At 59.5% G+C, this 19,847-nt stretch carries 18 protein-coding genes; 10 read left to right on the top strand and 8 right to left on the bottom strand.

Going from position 1 to position 19,847, the window contains the following annotated elements; translation table 11 throughout:
• The first annotated feature begins 26 nt into the window (after nucleotides 1-26).
• From BLW50_RS02660 to BLW50_RS02680, 5 genes are all read left to right on the top strand, one after another.
• Entirely contained in the window at nucleotides 27-1,157 is a 1,131-nt protein-coding gene (locus BLW50_RS02660; protein WP_090697028.1) for a Rieske 2Fe-2S domain-containing protein, read from the top strand.
• A gap of 78 nt (nucleotides 1,158-1,235) precedes the next feature.
• Entirely contained in the window at nucleotides 1,236-2,051 is an 816-nt protein-coding gene (locus BLW50_RS02665) for an ABC transporter permease (RefSeq protein ID WP_090697030.1), read from the top strand.
• Between the two features lie 4 nt (nucleotides 2,052-2,055).
• The gene (locus tag BLW50_RS02670; RefSeq protein ID WP_244544117.1) at nucleotides 2,056-2,871 is read left to right on the top strand and encodes an ABC transporter ATP-binding protein; all 816 of its coding nucleotides are present in this window, start codon (nucleotides 2,056-2,058) and stop codon (nucleotides 2,869-2,871) included.
• A gap of 122 nt (nucleotides 2,872-2,993) precedes the next feature.
• Nucleotides 2,994-4,193, top strand: a complete 1,200-nt coding sequence (locus BLW50_RS02675) for a M24 family metallopeptidase (RefSeq protein ID WP_170849954.1) — start codon at nucleotides 2,994-2,996, stop codon at nucleotides 4,191-4,193.
• A 59-nt stretch (nucleotides 4,194-4,252) separates the two neighbouring features.
• A complete protein-coding gene (locus tag BLW50_RS02680; protein WP_090697038.1) occupies nucleotides 4,253-5,026 on the top strand; it encodes a class II aldolase/adducin family protein in 774 nt (257 codons plus the stop codon).
• Nucleotides 5,027-5,121: 95 nt separating this feature from the next.
• Here the strand turns inward: BLW50_RS02680 and BLW50_RS02685 are convergent, their stop codons facing one another.
• The 8 genes from BLW50_RS02685 to BLW50_RS02720 form a co-directional block, all read right to left on the bottom strand.
• Nucleotides 5,122-5,784, bottom strand: a complete 663-nt coding sequence (locus BLW50_RS02685) for an O-methyltransferase (protein ID WP_090697040.1) — start codon at nucleotides 5,782-5,784, stop codon at nucleotides 5,122-5,124.
• A gap of 580 nt (nucleotides 5,785-6,364) precedes the next feature.
• Complete coding sequence (locus BLW50_RS02690) at nucleotides 6,365-7,249, bottom strand: VOC family protein (RefSeq protein ID WP_090697043.1); 885 nt, start codon at nucleotides 7,247-7,249, stop codon at nucleotides 6,365-6,367.
• 52 nt (nucleotides 7,250-7,301) lie between these two features.
• The gene (locus tag BLW50_RS02695; RefSeq protein WP_170849955.1) at nucleotides 7,302-8,300 is read right to left on the bottom strand and encodes a Bug family tripartite tricarboxylate transporter substrate binding protein; all 999 of its coding nucleotides are present in this window, start codon (nucleotides 8,298-8,300) and stop codon (nucleotides 7,302-7,304) included.
• A gap of 13 nt (nucleotides 8,301-8,313) precedes the next feature.
• Nucleotides 8,314-9,858 (bottom strand): AMP-binding protein, encoded by a 1,545-nt coding sequence (locus BLW50_RS02700; protein WP_090697048.1) that lies wholly within the window; start codon nucleotides 9,856-9,858, stop codon nucleotides 8,314-8,316.
• 10 nt (nucleotides 9,859-9,868) lie between these two features.
• Nucleotides 9,869-11,110 carry a thiolase family protein gene (locus BLW50_RS02705; RefSeq protein ID WP_090697050.1) on the bottom strand — a complete coding sequence of 414 codons (1,242 nt, stop codon included), beginning with the start codon at nucleotides 11,108-11,110 and terminating at the stop codon, nucleotides 9,869-9,871.
• A 47-nt stretch (nucleotides 11,111-11,157) separates the two neighbouring features.
• A complete protein-coding gene (locus BLW50_RS02710; RefSeq protein ID WP_090697053.1) occupies nucleotides 11,158-12,462 on the bottom strand; it encodes a TRAP transporter large permease in 1,305 nt (434 codons plus the stop codon).
• Nucleotides 12,459-12,989 carry a TRAP transporter small permease gene (locus BLW50_RS02715; protein ID WP_090697055.1) on the bottom strand — a complete coding sequence of 177 codons (531 nt, stop codon included), beginning with the start codon at nucleotides 12,987-12,989 and terminating at the stop codon, nucleotides 12,459-12,461. The genes BLW50_RS02710 and BLW50_RS02715 overlap by 4 nt, the downstream gene beginning before the upstream one ends.
• Before the next feature lie 12 nt (nucleotides 12,990-13,001).
• Nucleotides 13,002-14,021, bottom strand: a complete 1,020-nt coding sequence (locus BLW50_RS02720) for a TRAP transporter substrate-binding protein (RefSeq protein WP_090697058.1) — start codon at nucleotides 14,019-14,021, stop codon at nucleotides 13,002-13,004.
• A 258-nt stretch (nucleotides 14,022-14,279) separates the two neighbouring features.
• Between BLW50_RS02720 and BLW50_RS02725 the strand changes: the two genes are divergently transcribed.
• The 5 genes from BLW50_RS02725 to BLW50_RS02745 all read left to right on the top strand — a co-directional run bounded on the left by BLW50_RS02725 (nucleotide 14,280) and on the right by BLW50_RS02745 (nucleotide 19,786).
• A complete protein-coding gene (locus BLW50_RS02725) occupies nucleotides 14,280-15,059 on the top strand; it encodes an IclR family transcriptional regulator (RefSeq protein ID WP_170849956.1) in 780 nt (259 codons plus the stop codon).
• Complete coding sequence (locus tag BLW50_RS02730) at nucleotides 15,056-16,579, top strand: bifunctional 3-(3-hydroxy-phenyl)propionate/3-hydroxycinnamic acid hydroxylase MhpA (RefSeq protein ID WP_210186021.1); 1,524 nt, start codon at nucleotides 15,056-15,058, stop codon at nucleotides 16,577-16,579. Before BLW50_RS02725 ends, BLW50_RS02730 begins: the two co-directional genes overlap by 4 nt.
• A gap of 29 nt (nucleotides 16,580-16,608) precedes the next feature.
• Nucleotides 16,609-17,445 carry a phytanoyl-CoA dioxygenase family protein gene (locus tag BLW50_RS02735; RefSeq protein ID WP_170849957.1) on the top strand — a complete coding sequence of 279 codons (837 nt, stop codon included), beginning with the start codon at nucleotides 16,609-16,611 and terminating at the stop codon, nucleotides 17,443-17,445.
• Nucleotides 17,446-17,528: 83 nt separating this feature from the next.
• Nucleotides 17,529-18,785: a cytochrome P450 gene (locus BLW50_RS02740; RefSeq protein WP_170849958.1), complete on the top strand. Its 1,257-nt coding sequence runs from the start codon at nucleotides 17,529-17,531 to the stop codon at nucleotides 18,783-18,785.
• A gap of 20 nt (nucleotides 18,786-18,805) precedes the next feature.
• Nucleotides 18,806-19,786: a 2Fe-2S iron-sulfur cluster-binding protein gene (locus BLW50_RS02745; protein ID WP_170849959.1), complete on the top strand. Its 981-nt coding sequence runs from the start codon at nucleotides 18,806-18,808 to the stop codon at nucleotides 19,784-19,786.
• Nucleotides 19,787-19,847 lie beyond the last annotated feature (61 nt).

A 19,847-nucleotide genomic window follows, 5' to 3' on the forward strand; every position in this document is an offset into this window, starting at 1 on the left:
AAACCAATGGGAGGAGGGTTTGTCTGGTGAATAGGCGCATCAGCGACTCGGACCTTGTTCACACCGGGCCAGACACCATCGGCGGCCAATATATGCGCCGCTTCTGGCATCCGGTTTATCGTTCACAAGACTTGCCGGCGGGCCAGGCCAAGCCGGTTCGCATTATGAGCACCGACTTTACGCTCTACCGGGGCGAGACAGGCACGGCGCACGCGGTGGATTTTCGCTGTTCCCATCGCAAGGCGCAGTTGTCGATTGGTTTCATCGAAGGCGATTGTATCCGCTGCTTCTACCATGGTTGGAAGTTCGACGCGCAGGGCCACACGGTGGAACGCCCTGGCGATGTCGAGCATGAGCGGCCAGCGACGCGCATTCGCGGCTATCCGACGGAAGAGTATCTTGGCCTCATCTTCGTCTATTTCGGCGAAGGCGAGCCGCCACCATTGCCGCGCTTCAAGGAGATGGAGGAGCCGGGTATTCTCGATGCCATCGTCGACGAGCTGCCGTGCAATTTCTTCTTTTCGCTCGAGAACGATGCGGTTCACTTTGCCTTTGCCCATCGCGATCTGCTGCCGGAACGCAATCTGAGCGGCATTCCGAAGGTTTGGGCGGAAGAAAGTGATTGGGGCGTCACCATGTTCGACCAATGGCCGAACAGCAATCGCATAGGCATCGCGCAAAAGGGCATGCCCAACGTCGGATATATCGTGCCGACAGCCATTCTTCTGGCCAAGGGTGCCAGACATGCGTTCCATGTATCGTGGCGCGTGCCTGTCGATGACACCAAGCACGTGACTTTCCGCGCTAATCTTCTCACCGTCACCGGGGAGGAAGCGCGTCAGGTGCTCGAAAGCCGTTCGCCGAGTTATTACGACCGCTCGAATCTTGGCAAGTTGGGGGATGCGATACTGGCGGGTGAGATCCGTCTCAGCGACATTAAAGACCGCACCCATATCGAACATATTCAGGACTATATCGCCCAGGTCAGCCAGGGCGACATCTCCATGCGGCAAAACGAACAGCTGTCGCCCGCAGATATCTGTGTCGTCACGTTTCGACGGGTCTGGAAACGCGAATTGCAGGCCCTGGCTGATGGGCATGAATTGAAGCAATGGCGGCTGACCGAAAAGGTCGTGCCTCCCTTGTCGACGATCTAAAGAATCGTGCTTGTGCCTCGGACGGAGCGCTGAGGCAAGACGTGGTTGGGCGAGACGTGATTGGGGAGGAGATCGCCGGTGGCAAGTCTGACTGTCGTAAAATCCAATCGCCCGACGCGCTTCCGTTGGAAGGTGAAGCCCGCTTTATGGCGCGGTGTTCTCTCCCTGATTTCAGCCGCGATTATCTGGGAGCTTACCGCCACCTATCTGATCAAGAACCGGCTGTTCTTCGCGCCCTTGTCGGCGGTCGCGGTGCGGCTGGTCGAGATGTATCAGGAGGGCATCCTTCAGACCGATATTCTCGCCAGCATGCAGACATTTGTCGTCGGCTTCGTTCTGGGGTCGACCGTGGCGATCTTGCTTGGCGTGCTGATGGCTCTTTCGGATTGGGCCCGCGACTTCCTCGATCCGTGGATATCGGCGATGTATGCGACGCCCTATATCGCATTGGCGCCGCTGTTCGTCCTGTGGCTAGGCATCGGCCTGGCTTCCCACGCCGCCGTGGTGTTTTTGGGCGTGTTCTTTCCGGTTCTGATCAACACCTATAGCGGCCTCGCGACGACCGACCGGATTTTGCTGGAAGTGGCGCGCTCCTACAATGCCAATGAGCGGCAGCTGTTCACCAAGGTGCGCTTCCCGGCCGCCTTGCCCTATATCATCACAGGCCTGAGGCTTGGCGTGGCGCGCGGTCTCGTCGGCGTTGTCGTCGCGGAAATTTTCGGTGCTAGGGCCGGCCTCGGCTATCGCCTGCTCATCTCCGGCAACTCCTTCGATACCGCAGGTCTGTTTGCCGGCATCTTTTTGTTCGCCTTTGCTGGCGTCATCAGTGTTGAGATTTTGAAGATCGTCGAGCGGCGCCTCGCTCCCTGGCGGTTCCAGGCGAATGAGGAGTGACATCGTGGCCGTTCCCAAGCTGACGACATCGCAAATATCCAAAGTTTTTCGCAAGGGCGAAAACGAGATTGAGGTGCTGCGCGACATTAATTTGTCGATCAATGACGGCGAGTTCGTCAGCATTGTCGGTGCGTCAGGGTGCGGCAAGACCACGCTGTTGCGCATCTTAGACGGTCTCATCCGGGCGACGTCCGGCTCTGTCATTGTCAACGATAAGGAAGTGACGGGACCCGGGCCAGAGCGCGCCTTCGTGTTCCAACAAGATGGATTGATGCCGTGGCGGACGGTGGAGGCGAACGTCTGGCTCGGTCTTGAGATACGTGGCGCATTGGACGAGGCAGCGCGGAAACTTGCCCATGATCATATCCGCCTCGTCGGATTGGCCGGATTCGAAAAATACTATCCGCATGAACTCTCCGGTGGCATGCGCCAGCGCGTTAATATTGCGCGCGCCCTGACGGTCAATCCCGATATCCTCCTTATGGACGAGCCGTTCGCGGCGCTCGATGCTCAGACGCGCGAGATCATGCAGGCAGAGATGATGCGCATCTGGCAGCAGGCCAAGAAAACGGTTTTGCTCATCACGCATCAGATCGACGAAGCGGTCTTCCTCTCCGATCGCGTCATCGTGTTCACGGCCAGGCCTGGCCGCGTCAAGGAGGAGATCGTGGTCGATCTGCCGCGACCACGCGAGCTGTCGGTCAAACGCACGCCGGAATTTACGCAACTGACGGAGCGGATCTGGAATTTGATCGAGCAGGAAGTTCGCGAAGGCATTCGACATGAAGGCCTTGCTGCCCTGAAAGCTCGCGCCGGGTGAAAGACGCGCCGTCTTGATGCGGCGCCACTAGGCGCCTCCCGCTATCCCATTCGAAATCAGGCGGAACTGGCGCAGCGTGCGGCCAGGACCGTGCAGGCCGAACTTTGCTTAAGGAGATCATGATGCCCATCGACGAACGTCAATGTTCCCCCATCTCGCGTTCCGAGCTCGAACGCCGTTGGGCGCTTGTTCGTGATATGATGCGCGAACATCGTATCGATCTTCTGTTGTGTCAGGCCGCGAACATGATCACCGGCATGGGCGGGCATTTCCGCTGGCTGACCGGCATTCCGGTGCAGAGCTCATACCCGCAAACGGTCATCTTTCGGCGCGAGGGGTTGAGCACGATCGTGATGCATGGCGATTTCGATGCTGTAGCCCAGCTCGATGACAAGGACCCGGCATCGCCGGGTGTTGGGGTTCGGTTCACGGCCCCGAGCTTTCCAGCCGTCAATTATGTTGCCGACTATGACGCGGAACTGGTCGCCAAGGAATTGCAGAAGAGCAAGCTCCAGCGTATCGGCATTCTGGCGCCGAACACGTGGTTTTCCAGCATGACGACTGGGCTTCGAAAACTTCTCGGTGATGTCGAGTTCGTCGACATCACATCGCAAATTGACGAAGCGAAGGCGACCAAGAGCGCCGAAGAGATCGAGCTGATCCGCCGCACGGCCGCGATGCAGGACGCGATCCTTGAGAAGGTGCGGACTCATATCAAACCCGGTATGCGGGACTTTGAAGTGATGGCTTATGGCCAATATGTCGGTCAGATGATGGGCAGCGAGGCCGGTTATTTTCTGGGATCATCGGCGGCCGAGGGCGATCCCATTCTCATTCGCCGCCGAATCGAGCATGGCCGCGAGCTGCGCGAAAATGACGTTATGTATTTTCAATGCGAGAACAGCGGGGCAGGGGGCGAGTTTACCCATGTCGGGCGCTATTTTGCCTTGGGCAAAGTGCCTCGTGAACTTGAGGATGTATTTAGCGCGATCATTGAGGCGCAGGAGTTCACCATCAGTCTTTTGAAGGTTGGCGCGTCGTGCAGCGAGATATTCGCGGAGTACAATGCCTATATGAAGGCGCGCGGCTTTCCGCCAGAGCGCCGTGTTCATTGCCATGGCCAGGGCTATGACGTGGTGGAGCGGCCGCTGATTAGGCAGGATGAGACCATGAAGCTTGGGCCCAGCATGAATATGGGTCTGCATCCTCTAGTGATGCGCAAGGGCTTGTTCGTCACTTGCAGCGATAACCTATTGATCACGCCACAGGGCAAGGTCGAACGGTTGCACAAGACGCCGCGTGAGATATTTCGTCTGGGATGAATGACAGAACGGGATTTTCGGTTGGACATGCGGTTCACATGGCAGGATAGGGACAGGATATGAGTATCGATCAGGATGCGCAGCGGAAGGAGGATCTCGTCACGGCTTACCGGGTTCTCGTGAACGAAGGCATTCTCGACAGTTTCGGCCATGTCTCTTTCCGTTCGACCATGGATCCAAATGTTTTCCTGGTCCCGCGTGCGATGCCGCCGGCGCTTGTCGAGAAAGACGATATTCTTGAATTACGCGTGGCGGACAGCCAGCCGATCGATCCACAGGGGCGCCGCGTGAATGGCGAGCGCTATATCCATGGTGAGATTTATAAGGCCCGGCCGGATGTGATGTCGGTGATTCATTCCCATTCGCAGGCGGTGATCCCGCTCAGTCTGACCGACATTTCGATGCGGCCGGTGATCGCACAGGCCGGCTTTCTGCCGCCGGAGACGCCGAATTTCGAGATCAGGGATGCTTGCGAGCCTGGCTATCGCGGATTGCAGATCACGGATATGGCGAGAGGCGCAGCGCTGGCCCGTACCTTGTCGTCGCATCCAGTTGCCTTGCTGCGTGGGCATGGCAATGTGGTCGTCGGTGGTTCGATCAAACAGGCCGTGGTCTATGCCGCCTTTGTCGACATCAATGCCCGCATGCAGATGCAGGCGATGATGCTGTCCCCCAGTATCGTTCCTATGAATGCGGCGGAATTATTCACGCCGGAGGAGTTCGATATCAATCGGCCGTGGGAGCATCTGCGGTTGAAGGCGCTTGGGACGGAGAACCGCGACAAAGTCGATCGCGCTCAGTTCGGCCTCGATCAGACCCAGGCGAAAAAATAGCCGCTTGTTGTCTTCAAACAAAAGACCATGGATCTGGTCGATCCAAAGTCTCATTAGGCGTTTCAGATTTGACCGGCGCTGCAGGCCGGTTCCGCTTAGCGGGGTCGGACCAGCATCATGCCGTCACCGACAGAAATGAGGACGCGGTCGACCCGTTCATCGGCTGCGATCTTGGCATTGAGCGCGCGGATACTGGTCACGCTGCTATGGTCGACGGAAGGGTCGGCGACGCGACCTTCTCGGAACATATTGTCGAGAACGATCAAACCGCCCTGACGTACCAGAACGAGGCAGCTCTCATAATAGACATCGTAGCTTTCTTTGTCCGCATCAATGAAGGCGAGGTCGAAATGGCCGGTCTTGCCTTCCGCCTCGAGCTTCTTCAACGAGTCGACGCCAGCGCCGAGGCGCAGCTCGATCTTGTTGGCCACGCCACCGCGCTTCCAGGCATCTTCGGCGATGCGGGTCCAATCGGCACTGCGATCGCAGGTGACGACTTTGCCGTCCGCAGGCAGAGCGAGGGCCATGGTTAGCGAGGAGTAGCCGGTGAACGTGCCGATTTCGAGCACATTGCGCGCTTGAACCAATTTGACCAGGAAACTCAGGAAATGGCCTTGCTCGGGTGCGATCTGCATGCTGGCGCGCGGCATTTCTTTGGTCGTGGCGCGCAGGTGAGTGAGTTCCGCATGTTCCGGCGGGCAGCTGTTCACGATGTAGTTGAGCAGAGTGGAATCGATGGCAATAGACGCACGGGTCATATGGAACCTCCCAGTGTGGCGACTATAGTTTCTTAAAAGGCGTGGGTGATCGCACAATCCCGATATATCGGGCATAACATTGGCGTTATGGGGCTAAAATCTGTCGTCTCGCGCGAATGGAACTCTGACGCGCGTTCCGCTCCGATTTTTCCGATAGGTATGTGACGAAAGTCATAGTGGCACGGCAACTATGTAATGTTGGCGTCAGCTCTCGATGTCATGAAGGGGCGATATTATTCTGGCAGAATCGACAGTTGTGCCGCTGCATGAGTGGCGCGGCGCGCGGATTGATACTTGTCAAAGTCAATTTGCATGGGAGCACGAGTTTCGCAGATATACGACCTCGGAAATGCGGTGCGAGCGCGGTACTCCGTGGATTTTCACTTTTGGTTAAAAGGCCGAGCCTATATGTTGCGATGATGATGCATCACGTGCTCGTTCCCAATTGCGATAAGGATCAGCCATGAGAAATCTGAACGACGACAAACTGATGTGGCTCTGCGTCGTTGTGTTGGGCGGTTTCGCGCTCACGTTCATTTCGATCCTCTACATCTATCCGCTTGAGTTCTGACAAAGTCAGTCACTGTCCGACGAGATAGGGAATTCCAGCCGCATTGAACTCCGCTGGCGACGGCACGCCCCAGAGATTGCGCACGAGGCTGGTCTGCAGATCCCAGGTGCGCGGTTCGTACAATTCATCATTCTCGATCCGGGCCAATCCTACCGAAGTTTCGACGGCGCAGCCGTTGGGATCGCGATAATAGGAGAAGATGTTGTCGCCGGCGCCATGTCGGCCGAGGCCCCAGAGTAGCGTGCGGCCTTTCACCGACAGATTATCGGCGATGCCGGAAAGATCTTCCAAGGAATGAGCGTCGAAAGCATAATGATGCAGATTGTTGCCACGGCCGGCAGCGATCGTGTGATGAAAGCCGTCCCAGCCGCGAAACCAGATCAGCTCGTCATTGCTCGTGCGGTCTGAGATCTTCATGCCAAGTGCGCTGGTGAGAAAATCGCGAAAGCCGGGCATGTCGGCAACGCGTACATTCACATGTTCGAGGCGGCGCGGACGGTTGCCTGGTCCAATATAGCGTGCGGCCTTGTTGCGCGGCACGGGCGTGTGGATCTCAAACACCGGGCCGAAAGGCGTGGCGAAGCGGAAGGCGCGGGCAATACCAGGCAACAATGGCTTATCGTCGAGGATGCGGAAACCCGCAGCCTGCACACGCCGCTGTGCCTCCCCGACGGCGGCAGCATCCATGGCTTCGAGACCAATTGCCATCACGCCCGCTTCTTCGGCCTGTCGATAGACCACCTCATACTGGCGCTCATTTGAGGACATATAGACCGTGTCGGCTTCACTATGGGTGACGCGCAATCCGACAATGTCCGAGAGATCAGCGGCTGACTCTTTCAGCTTTGTCGTTGCCATCAGGATATGACCCATTTGGCGGATCAGATGTGCCATGTAATTTCGTTCCCCATCTATCGCGGAATAATTGTGACTGCACCCAACGGTGCTATCGCTTCTCGATCTGCTGCTGTTCGACCGTTCGGGTCCACAAGGCGATCTCTTGCTCGATCTGGTTCCGCATTTCGTCCGGGCTCGAGGGATCGGGCATGACGCCGAGGCGGCTGAATTGCGTTTCGATTTCCGGCATGGCGAGCACGGCGCGCGTCTCGCTATTGACCAAATCAATGATCGCCGGCGACGTTCCCGGTGCCATGGCGAAGCCGAGCCAGGACATGGCTTCGACGCCGGGCAGGGTTTCGTTCATGGTCGGGATATCGGGCGCCAGGCGATAGCGCGTTGGCGCGGAGAGCGCGAGTGCGCGCAACTCGCCTTCGTGAATGCGCGCGAAAGACGATGTCGCGGTATCGAACATCGCATCGATACGGCCACCCAGCAGATCGAGGATCGAAGGCGGACTGCCTGGATAGGGCACAGAGACGATCGAAATGCCGGCTTCGTTGCTGATCAATTGCGCCAGCAGATAGTGAATGCTGCCGACAGTGTTCGTGCCCCAGGACAATGTGCCGGGTCCCGCTTTGGCGCGGACGATGAGGTCGTCGAAGGATTTGATAGGCGAGTTCGGTTTGGTCAACAGCACCATCGGATAGGCGACGACCTTAGTGACCATGGCGAAGTCATTCACGGGGTCGTAAGGCAGGGACTTCCGTGTCGCGACCGTGCCGGGGTGGGACGCCGTCAACATCAGCAGCATGTGGCTGTTCGGTGGCGCCTTGGCGACCATGGCATTGGCAACGGTGCCGCCGCCTGCGGGCACGGATTCGACGACGATGCGCTGGCCGAGGCGGGGCCCGAGTTTGTCGGCGACGATCCGGCCGATGATGTCGGGGCTTGTCCCGGGGATAAAGCCGACGATCAGACGGATGGGCTGCGTCGGCCATTCCAGGGCTTGCGCGGTTTTAGTGAGCCCGGTGGTGGCGGAAAGGATCGCCAGTGCGGTCAAAGAGCTGCGCAGAAAGTGGCCTACCGAACGGCGATCGCGTGCCATGGATTGTCCCTCCCTATGTGTGATGTGCTTGTCGCAGTGCGCGTTTGTCGGGCTTGCCAAGCGGCGTGAGTGGAATTTCCTCAACCACGGCCAGAGACTTCGGCGCATGCACCGGGCCCTTGTGCTGGCGCACAAGCGCGATCAGTTCGGTGGTCGAAACCGTGGCGCCGGCATGCAGCCGCACGCAGGCGGTGACGGCCTCGCCCCATTTTGGGTCTGGTATGCCGTAGACGGCCGCAGCGGCGACATCGGGGTGCTGGGTCAAGACATCTTCTATTTCACGCGGGTAAACATTGAAGCCGCCGGAGATGATCATGTCCTTCTTGCGGTCGACGATGAAGTAGAACCCGTCGGCGTCGCGGTAGCCGACATCGCCGGTGTGCAGCCAGTCGCCTTTAAGGGTTTCGGCTGTCTGCTCCGGTTGTTGCCAATAGCCGCTCATCACCAGGGAGCCGCGCACGCAGATTTCGCCGGCCTGGCCATCGGCAACGGGATTGCCGTCATCATCAAGCAGCGCGACCTGCACACCCGGATAGGGTTTGCCGGCGGAGCTGAGACGCGCGATGTCGCCGCTGACGTGATCGTTCTGGTTCAGCATCAGCACCGTATTGGGCGCTTCTGTCTGGCCGTAGGACTGGATCAGCACGGGGCCGAGCATGTCGAGGGCCTCGCGCAAGCGGGCGGGCGCGGCCGGCGCTGCGCTATAGACGAGGGCACGAATGCTGGCGAGGTCGCCAGCGCGGTCTTTGGCCTTGTCGATGAGGTCATAGATCATGGTTGGCACAAGCCAGGTCAGTTCCGGCTGATGCTTCCGCGCGGCGTCGACGAATGTTTCGACGTTGAAGCCGCGCAGCAGAATGGCGCAGCCGCCCCGTGCCAGCGTCGAAAAGACCAGCGAGCCGGCGCCGTGTGACACCGGAGCCGGGCAAAGATAGCGCACGCCATCAGGTAGCGGGATGCCGGCCAGCCAGCTCAACGTATTGGTCATCAAGGTGCGATCCGACAGCATCACACCCTTGGCGCGTCCGGTCGTGCCACCCGTATAGGCGAGGCGTATGATATCCTCGGATGATGTCCGCGCTTCCAAACGTGTGGTCGGGCAAAGGGCTGCCTCGTGCCAGAAGCTGGGAATGGAATCGTCAGCGTCGTGCGAATACCAATGGGGGATCTGCGGGCTCTGCGCCTGTAGATTGCGCACACGTTCCGCGTAGTATTTCTCGCCGATGAACAGTTTTGGGCCGCAATCGGCGAGGACATGCACGTGGTCGGCGATGCCGGCTGTGGCATGCAGGGTCACGGATCGCAGCCCATAGATATAAGCGGCGGCGATAATGGCGACCACGTCCGGCCGGTTGCCGGAAAGTTGCGCCACGGGGTCTCCTGGTTGCAGACCGAGTTTTTTGAATAGGCCGATGGCCTTGGCAATCTGAGCGCCAAGGTCGCGATAGGTGATCGATCGATCATCCTGGATGAGGACGATGCGCTCGGCATAGCGCTCGATACAGTCGACGATCAATGCGCCGATGGTGCCATTACTACGGATCTTCGCCCAGTCCATGGTCAGGCCCTCACGACCGGCTCAGGATGGTGACAGCGGCGACCGCTTCCTCGCCATCGTAGAAACCGCCGCCGTTTTCGGCAATGGCGATGCGGGCATTGGGCACTTGGCGTTTGTCCGCTTCGCCGCGCAATTGCGTCACCAGTTCATGCAGCTGGATGGCGCCGGTCGCGCCGATCGGGTGGCCCTTGCAGATCAGGCCGCCGGAGGTGTTGACGGGGATGCGCCCACCAAGCTTGGTTTCGCCGCGCTCGGCGCACCTGGCGCCTTCGCCAATCGCGCACAGGCCCAGATTCTCGACATGGCGGATTTCGGCGAAGGACGTGGCATCGTGTACCTCCGCGACCGAGATGTCGGACGGGCCGACACCGGCCTGTTCATAGGCTTTCTTGGCGGCGATGCGGCCGACGTGATTTTCGTAATCGTCAGGTGCGCGCTTGCGGCCGCTGGCAAGCTGCGTCGCTAGAACGCGGATGGCGCGCTTGCGATCGAAACGGTCGAGGGCGCTTTCGGCGCACATGATGATGGCGCCCGCGCCGTCGGAAATCGGTGCGCACATGGAGCGGGTCAGCGGCCAGCTCACCATCCGGTCGGCGAGCACTTCGTCGGCTGTCATTGGATGGCGATATTGCGCCAGTGGATTGAACTGCGAGACCCAGTGGTTCTTGGCGGCCACCGCTGCGATCTGTTGTGGGCTGGTGCCGTAGAGCTTCATGTGATGGCGCGCCATGGCGGCGTAGCTATCCATAAAGATGCTGTGCTCGCCCGTATTGGCCAGCGGTGCCGGTGCACCTGGGAGGTCCGCCGAGAGCGCCAGGAGTTGTTTGATCTGATCGCTGGCGATCTCGCGGTCCATACCGCCGAGGAAGGCTTCGAACATCAGCTCGCGCTTTTCCGGATAGTTCATCTTCTCGGTACCGACGACGAGGGCAACCTCGCTCAGGCCGGCGCTGATGGCGGCGAATGCCTGATTGACGCCGGTGGAAGAGCTGGCGCAGGCATTGTCGCAATTGACGATCGGGATTTCCTCAAAACCCATGGCACGCAGGGCGCATTGGCCGCGAATGCCATGTTGTCCCTCCATCACCCCTTGCCGCGTGTTGGAAAACCATGCTGCTTCAATCTGGTCTTGCCGGGCGCCGGCGTCAGTGAGGGCGGCGTTCACCGCCATGGCAGTCAATTGTTTGACCGATTTGTCGAGATGCTTGCCGAGAGGCGTCATGCCGACGCCGATGATGTAAACATTGCTCATGGTTCTGTCCGGCCATCCATGTCGGTGGGGGAGGGATGATCCATGTTCTAACCTTGCAGGAGCTTTGGCAACCACAGAGCGATTGCCGGAAAGAGCGTTAGAAGCAGCAGCAACAGAAGATCCGCGGCAATGAACGGTGCGACGCCACGATAGATGGTCGAGAGCGAAATCTGCGGCGCCATGCCGTGCAGGATGAAGACAATGATGCCGATCGGCGGGATGATCATCCCCAGTTCGATCACCACCACATTGATCACGCCCCACCAGATCACGTCATAGCCGAGCTTGTCGATCACCGGCAGGACGAAGGGCAGAGTGATGAGCATGGCGGCAATCTCGTCGAAGACCGAGCCGAGGATGAGATAGACCACCAGCAGCGACAGGATGATGGCGATGCCGGGCATTTGCGCGGCATTGATCATCTCGATCAAAGCTTCGGGCACGCGGGCCAGGGAAATGAAATAGGAGAAGATCGAGGCGCCGATGATGATCGTATAGATCATCGCCGTGGCGCTGGCGCATTCGCGCATGCCGAGCCATATGGAGTCGAGGCTCAAGCGGTTGCGCATGAGGGCGAAGGCGAGCGACAGCACCGCCGCGACGGAGGCTGCCTCGTTGACCGTGAAGATGCCGCTATAGAGCCCGCAGAAGATGATGAGCATCAGCAGGCCGACAGGGGCTGCGCGGCGGATCAGCGGCCAACGTTCCGACCACGGCATTTTGGCGGAGACCGGCGCGATCTTTGGTTGCAACCGCACAATCAGCGTGATGGTGGCGACGTTCAGGGCGATGGCGAGCAGCGCCGGCACGAGGGATGCGACAAAAAGATCGAAGATGAAGGCTTTCGCGGCGATGCAATAGAGGATCATCACGATCGACGGCGGGATCAGTGATTTCAACGTTCCGCCGGCCGCGATGGTGGCGGCGGAAAAGCCTGGCGCGTAGCCGCGCCGGATCATTTCGGGCAGGGCGGCTTTGGCGAAGGTCGCCGCTGTCGCGGTTGATGAGCCGCAGACGGCGCCGAAGGTGGCGCAGCCACCTATGGTTGCATAGGCGAGGCCGCCGCGCCGATGGCCGACGAGCGCTGCCGCCGCATTATAGACATCGGCCGAGAAGCCAGCCGCGGTGGCGAAGGTGCCCATCAATAGAAATAGCGGCACCGAAGCGAGATCGAGGCTCGACAGTAGGCCGGATGGTTCGCTGGAGAGAAAAGTCAGCGCCGGCGCCCAGCCAGCCTGTAGCGCGAAGCCGGCAACGCCGACCACGATCATAGCGATGCCGATGGGGATTTGCAGCAGCATCAATACGAGCAGCGCGGCGAGCCCCAAAGCGCCGATGGCGAGCGGACTCAAAGCACGGCCTCGGTGGAATCGGTGTGATTGTCCTTGCGGGGTGTGCCGATGTGGTAGACCTCGAGGACAATAACGATCGCTTGGACGCAAACCGAGAGCCATAGGATGGCTGCGACCACATACCAGAACGGCGCCACGGGGATTTTCAGCACCCAGGTCGTCTCATGCGCCTGCGCCATTTTGCCGGCGAAGGACGTGAACTGCCAGGCGAGCGCGATATAGACGACGCCGGTGACCAGAGCGGCAAAGGCGTCGAGAATCCGGCCGATCACAGGCGCGCCGAGCGAGTTGAGGAAGTGCAGCGTGATATTACTGCGCTCCATCAGTCCGACGGGCAGGCAGGCGGCGACACCGATGGCCACCGCCAGGCCGCCCATGTCGCGCACACCGTCGATCGGTGCATTGGCCAGCCAGCGCAGCAGGCCATCCGCCAGCGTCATGACCGCGAGGAACATCAACGCGGTCAGGCCGGCAATCGAAATCATCCGCGTGATACGCAGACCAAACTGCTCGATACGGTCGAACAACAGCGACCTCCGCTATTTGCCGGCGCGATAGGCGGCTGTTTCCTTGCGGACGAGGTCGAGCAATTCCTTATTGCGCGGCTGTTTGGCCACCCAGGCGTCGATCACTGTGTTGAAGATGGGTTGCGCTTGATCGAGTTCTGCTTGCGGCGGGATGACCACCGTGCGCTTGGGGTCGTCGGCCAAACGCTTCATCAGCAGGTCGTTATAGGCGGTAATGCCATCGTTGAAGCGCTCCGCCGTCCAGTCGCCGCTGTATTTGCGGATGACGTCCTGGGCCGCTTTCGGCAGGCTGTCGAATTTGGCGCGGTTGAGCAGGATCGCCAGCGGCACGACGCCGAGGCGGATGAAATAATGCGCGTTGGTGACGCGGGCGATGCCGAAGTCGAAGAGCGGCGAGGGATGAGACGTGGTGCCGTCGATGGTGCGGCGGCTGATGGCTTCCGGGATCTCGACCGTGGTCATGCCGATGGGCACGGCGCCAAGTGCCTTGACGGTCTCGCTCTCGATGGCGCCAGCGGCGCGGATTTTCTTGCCCTTGATGTCGGCGAGGGTGCGGATCGGCTCACGGGTATGGATCGAATAGGGCGCGGTGCCGAATACGCCGATCGGGAAGAACTGATCATAGCCCTTGATCTGGCCTGAGTTGATCAGCCGGTTCATGACGATCGTCGACTCTTTCAAATCGCGGAACAGGCCGGGCAGTTCGAAAACTTCGTTCTCTTGAAAGCGCCCTGGTGTGTAGGAGGCAACGACCCAGGCGATGTCGGCGACACCATCGAGCACCATCTGCGCTTGCTGCGCTGGATTGCGGCCCAAGGCGCCATTGGGAAAGAGCTCGATTTCGACGCCGGCGTTTTCCTTGTTCACCGCTTCGGCGAAAGGTTTGAAGACCGTGAGATAGGTCTGCTCGGTGTCGGGGGAGAAGATTGCGAAACGGAGTCTGACCGTTTGCGCTTCGGCAAATGCGGTCATGGCGATCAAGCCGGCGCAAGCTGGAATAAGCGCCTTCAGCGCACGTCGCGTGATGTGCATGGCTCCCCCCTTTGAATATCTCGCCGACAAAAGGGCTCCCCTCGAGCGCTTGGTCAACGATCTGTCGTCAAAGATAGACAGGAATCATTGAATGTCAAATAATGATACTGAGGAACAAAATTGACTTGACGATTGCGAGTTGAGAGATTGTATTATCAATATATGAGACAACGAAATAAGTCGTCAGAGGAAACGAAAGCTGTTTCGCCGCCGCGGGATGAGCGGCCGGCTGCGCGGCGCGAGCGGCCATCGAGCAGTTTGTCGCGCACCTTTGCCTTGCTGGATTTGTTCACGCCTGCGCGCATGGTGTGGAGCGCCGAAGCGATGATCGACCATTGCGGTTATTCGCGCCCGACAGGCTATCGCTACATTCGCGAACTGGTCGAGACCGGGCTGCTTGTGCGTTTCGGCGACGGCTTTTATTCGCTCGGGCCACGAGTGGTCGAACTTGATCTGCTGATCCGTCAGGCCGATCCGCTGTTGTCGGCGGGCTTGCCGATCATTCGCGACATCGTCGCGCGCACGGGCGTCGATATCAATCTGATCCGCCGCTATGACGAGCGTATCGTGACGATCCATCAGGAAAGCGGGGGCGATCATCTGCTGATTTCCTTCGGGCGCGGGCGGCAGTTGCCGGCGCTGCGCGGAGCGGGATCCAAGGTCATCATCGCGCATCTGCCCCGGGGCCGTTTGAAGCGCATCTATGACAGCGATCCGGAACTGGCGGCCCAGGTCGGCTATGGCGAGAACTGGCTGGAATTCCGCAACACGATGAGCGCCATCAGGCGGACCGGATTTGCCTTGTCCTATGGTGAGCTTGATGACGGTCTTGCCGGTGTTGCAGCGCCGATCTTTGGTATCGATGGGGTGGTTATCGGCTCTATCGTCGCGGCTTTGACGCAGCAGCGCCTGGCGCTGATCCAGATCGACAAGCTGACCGATACGATCAAGACGGGTGCGGCGCGCATCAGCGAGGAAGTCGCCATTATCAGCGATCCGGCGCGGCACATTGGGGAAAAGATGGGGGCGGAGATTTGAACGCGCCAGAGGCCTCCACTCCATCCATGGTCGATGTCGCGCTTGTCGGCTACGGGCCGACGGGTGTTGCGCTGGCCAATATGCTGGGTCTCTACGGGCTGTCCGTCGCGATATTCGAACGCGAGGCGGAGCCGGCCCATCTGCCGCGTGCGGTCCACTTCGATGGCGAAGTGATGCGGATATTTCAGTCGATGGGGGTGGCCGACGCCTTGGCGCCCCATGTTCACATTTCGAAAGGCATCAAATATTTCAACACCGAGGGGCAGTTGCTCCTGGAGCGCAAGCCAGCGCATGAGATCGGCCTGCATGGTTGGGCCAACAATTTTCTTTTCCATCAGCCGGATCTGGAGCGCATTCTGCGCGCGGGCGTTGCTCGTTTTCCTTCTGTTCGCGCCTATCTCAATCACGATGTCTTGCAGGTCGTCGACAGGGAAACCCATGTCGAGTTGCGGACGCAAGAGACGGTCAGCGGGACGACGTCCACTCACTTGGCCCGTTGGGTGGTCGGTTGCGACGGCGGCCGGTCGATGGTCCGGCAAGCGATTGGCCCTGACTTCGAGGATTTCGGCCTGCATCAGCTCTGGCTGGTCGTCGATGTTCTGTTGTCGAGAGATATCAACTTACCCGATGCGACGGTGCAGTTCTGCGATCCGGCGCGACCGATTACCTGCGTGCGGGGCACGGGGCGTCGGCGCCGATGGGAGATCATGGTCATGCCCGGTGACGATCCGCAGACGATCGATCGTTCGGAAAATGTGTGGCAACTGCTGTCGCGTTGGGTCACGCCTCAGGATGGCGAGCTGGTGCGTCGGGCACTCTACACTTTTCATTCCCTGATCGCCGAGAAATGGCGCGGCAACCGCTTGTTGATTGCCGGCGATAGCGCTCATCAGACGCCGCCGTTCCTGGGCCAGGGATTGTGCGCGGGCATTCGCGATGCAGCGAATCTCGGCTGGAAACTGGCGCGTGTGGTGAATGGCGCCTCCGAAGGCTTACTCGACAGCTATCAAAGCGAGCGCCACGCCCATGTCCGCGCCTACATTCAGGAGGCGGTGCGGCTCGGTTCCATCATTCAGACGACCGATCCGCAGGTTGCCGCTGCCCGTGACAAGGCGCTGCTCGAAACCGGACCAGAAGAAATGGTCAACCTCTCACCACCGCTCGGGCCAGGCCTGCATCAGGGCAAAGGTGTTGCCGGCACAATCTTGGCGCAGCCACGGTTGAGCGATGGCAGACTGATCGACGATGTCGCTGGAAAAAATTTCGCGTTGGTCGGTGAGGCAGCGATCCCGCCGCATCTGTTCAAATCCGTTGAAGACATTTGCGCGGCTGTCGGCATGGTGTCTATCGCCGATGCTGCGCTCGCCCCATGGCTTGCGCAGGCCGGAGCGCGTTGGATCGTCCTGCGGCCGGATCGATATGTTTTTGGAACGGCCAACAGTCCTGACGAACTGGATGAGCTTGTCAGGTCGCTGCCGGCGGCCCTTGAAGCACGGACGTTGCAGCACGTCTTGAACTAATGGTCCGCAGATCTTGGAGGGAGAAAGCGATGAACCGTAAGCCACTCAACGACATTAGCGAAAGTGATATCAAGAAATTCAACGAAGACGGCGTTATCTGTCTTCGTGGCATGTTCGATCAGGATTGGATCGAACGCATGAATACGGCGATCAACCGGACGATGGATGCGAGCCATCCCGATGCCCGGCAGCGCGAAGTCACCAAAGCCCTGGGAGGGGACAAGGGACGTTTTCACATCAATTCTTTCGTCTGGCGCTGGGACGATGATTTCCGCGCCTTCGCGCTGGACTCGCCGTGTCCGCAGATCGCGGCTCGGCTGATGGGCCTCGACAAGGTGTCGCTGTTCTACGATCAGGTTTTCGTCAAGGAACCGGAGACGGCGGAGAAGACGGACTGGCACCACGATCTGCCGTTCTGGCCTCTGCGGGGCGCCAATATCCTATCGGTCTGGGTGGCGCTGACCTCGGTCAACAGCGAGAATAGCGCGCTTGAATATATTGCGGGCTCCCATAAATGGGGCAAATTCTATCGCGCCGCGATCCCCGACAACGATCCGCATTTCAAAAGCGACTTTGAGGAATGCCCGGATTTCAGCAAGGAACGAAGCGATGGCAAACACCGCTTTCTGAGCTGGGAAATGCAGGCCGGTGATTGCCTCGTACATCATCCGCTGACCGTGCATGGCGCCGAGGGCAATTTCTCGCCAAGTCGGCGACGGGCGGCGATCTCCGTGCGCTATATGGGCGGCGATGCCGTGTGGGATCCGCGCCCGGCAACGATGCGTATCCCTGGCGATCCGCAATATCCGGCAGGGCAATTTCCTGACATCCCGGACGTGTTTCCGCAGGCCTGGCAGGCTCGCTAGTCAAACATCGAAGAGCGGACGGGTTTGTTCCCGTCCGCCTCATGAACGCTGCGGCGCATCGCCGTGGCGCGGGGAGTTCTGTCATGCAACCGCACACGAAATCGCACGTAGGCATTTTCGATGATCCGCGTGAAAGCTACGGGATCTTCTCGGCGGAGGCCGTGCAGAATCCCTATCCGGTCTATCAACGTTTGCGCGAAACCGAGCCGGTCCATTGGTCGGAGCGGGCACAGGCCTGGTATTTCACCCGTTACGAAGATGTCTTCGCATTGCAGACGCGTGGCGATCTCAGTGTCGATCGGCTGGAAACGCTCTATTCCTATCTGCCGCGCGCCAATTCCGAGCGGTTCAGTGCCATTGTCGAGCACTATAATCGTTGGTTGCTCTATCGTGATGATGTCTATCATGATCGCCTGAAGGCGCTGTTCATGAAGGCGATGACGCCGCGCGCGGTCGACCAATTGCGCCCGAAGATCGAGGCGCGGGTCGATGCACTTTTTGACAGTCTGGCCGAGCAGGATGGCTTCGACGCTTATCTCGACTTTGCGGCGCGCATTCCCGTCCAGGTAATGCTCGATCTTCTCGGCCTGCCACAATCGGACGAGGCGATGGTCCGGCATTGGAGCGACCGTTGCTCGAATTTTCTGTTTCAGCCGGTCAATCCAGACTCTGAGGCACTAGCCGAGGAGCAGCGACAGATTCTCGATGCGCAGCAAGACTATTTGATGCCGATCATTGCCCAGCGGCGGCAGCGGCCGCGCGCCGACATGATCAGCGCCATGGTGCAGGCCACCGTCGATGGCGAGAATCTGTCAGATCTCGAAGTGCTGGCGACTTGTAATATGATGCTCACGGCCGGGGGCGGAACCTCGCGGAGCGCCATTTCCATGGCGCTGTGGCGGTTGCAGCAATTTCCCGATCAGCTCGAAAAGCTAAAGGCCGATCCTTCCCTGATCAACCTCGCTGCGGAAGAGTTCTTGCGCTACGAGGCACCGACGCAGCGGGGCATTCGTACCGCGCGAACGGGCTTTGAGGTCGATGGCCATCGCATTGAAGCGGGCCAGACCCTGCATTTGATGCTGGGCGCCGCCAATCGCGACCCGGCGCAGTTCGAGGCACCAGATGAATTGCGCGTTACGCGGAATCCCAACCGGCATGTCACGCTTGGGCATGGCGTTCACTATTGCCTCGGCGCCAGCCTGGCGCGCATGGAGCTTCGGATCGCTGTCAGCAAATTCCTGGCACGCTTTCCGAACTATCGATTGGTGTCCGACAAGGTCGTTTTCATGAACAGAACCGCCAGCCGCCGGCTGGAGGCTTTGCCGATCATGACGCAGTGAGGAACTGTATGTCGAAGCGTGTGCGGATCGAACAGTTTGACCGGGAAATCGTCGTCGAGGATGGCGATACCATCCTGCAGGCGGCGCTCGATGCCGGGCTCGACTATCCGTTCATGTGCCAGCAAGGGCAGTGCGGGGCGTGCAAGGCGCAGCTGATCAGTGGCCAGGTCGATTTGGGCACCTATTATAATCCGCTCGTGCTGACCGAGGAGGAGCGCGTCGGCGGACAGATTCTCGCTTGCCAGGCCGAACCGCAGACTGACTGCGTCATCTCCATCGGTGTTTTGGATGGCGAGGTCAGCCATGTGCTGCGAGATCTCGATTATGAGGTCCTATCCGTTTCGCCATCGACCGATTTTATTGCGCTTCGTTTGCGCAATCGCTCCGCCGAGCCGTTCCATTTTAGCGCTGGTCAGTTCGCGCGACTGTCGTTCGATGGTTATCCGCCGGTGGAAGCGGGTATGGTGAACCGGCCAGATGACGAGGAGTTGCTGTTTCACTTGCCCCATGTTTCCGGCGATCTGTTTTGCCAGTTCGTTGCCGGTCTGGCTGAGGGCGCGATCATTGGCGTAGAGGGGCCGTTCGGCTCGGCCTATCTGCGCGAGGAGCATTTCGGGCCGATCCTGCTGGTGGGGCTCGGTGCCGATCGCGGCAAGTTGCTCTCCATCGCCGAAACAGCTTTGAAAAGCGGCATGGCGCAGCAGATTGTTTTCTTCGGGGACGCTCGTGCAGATGCGTCGACGGCTTCCAGAGTGTCGGATTTACAAAACACGTACCGTAATTTTCAGTGGCGCGCTGTTGCCATTGATCTGGCAGCCAGCGCTTCCTCGCAAACTGGGGAAATGCGGACGTCAATTGGAAATACCTTCGATGATTTCCAAGGCTTTCATGTTTATCTGGCCGGGTCGTCAAGCTTCTGCGCTTCGATGTGCGAAAGTTTGGTCGCGCAGGGGCTCGAGCCCGGCAATTGCTATTTCGACCCGATCGAAACACATGCCTGACGCAGCTGTTAGGGCGGCTTTGCGCTCGTGGGGAATTTCCGCATAATTGCCAGACTCATCC

This window comes from Beijerinckia sp. 28-YEA-48 (assembly GCF_900104955.1).
Taxonomy (GTDB): Bacteria; Pseudomonadota; Alphaproteobacteria; order Rhizobiales; family Beijerinckiaceae; genus Terripilifer.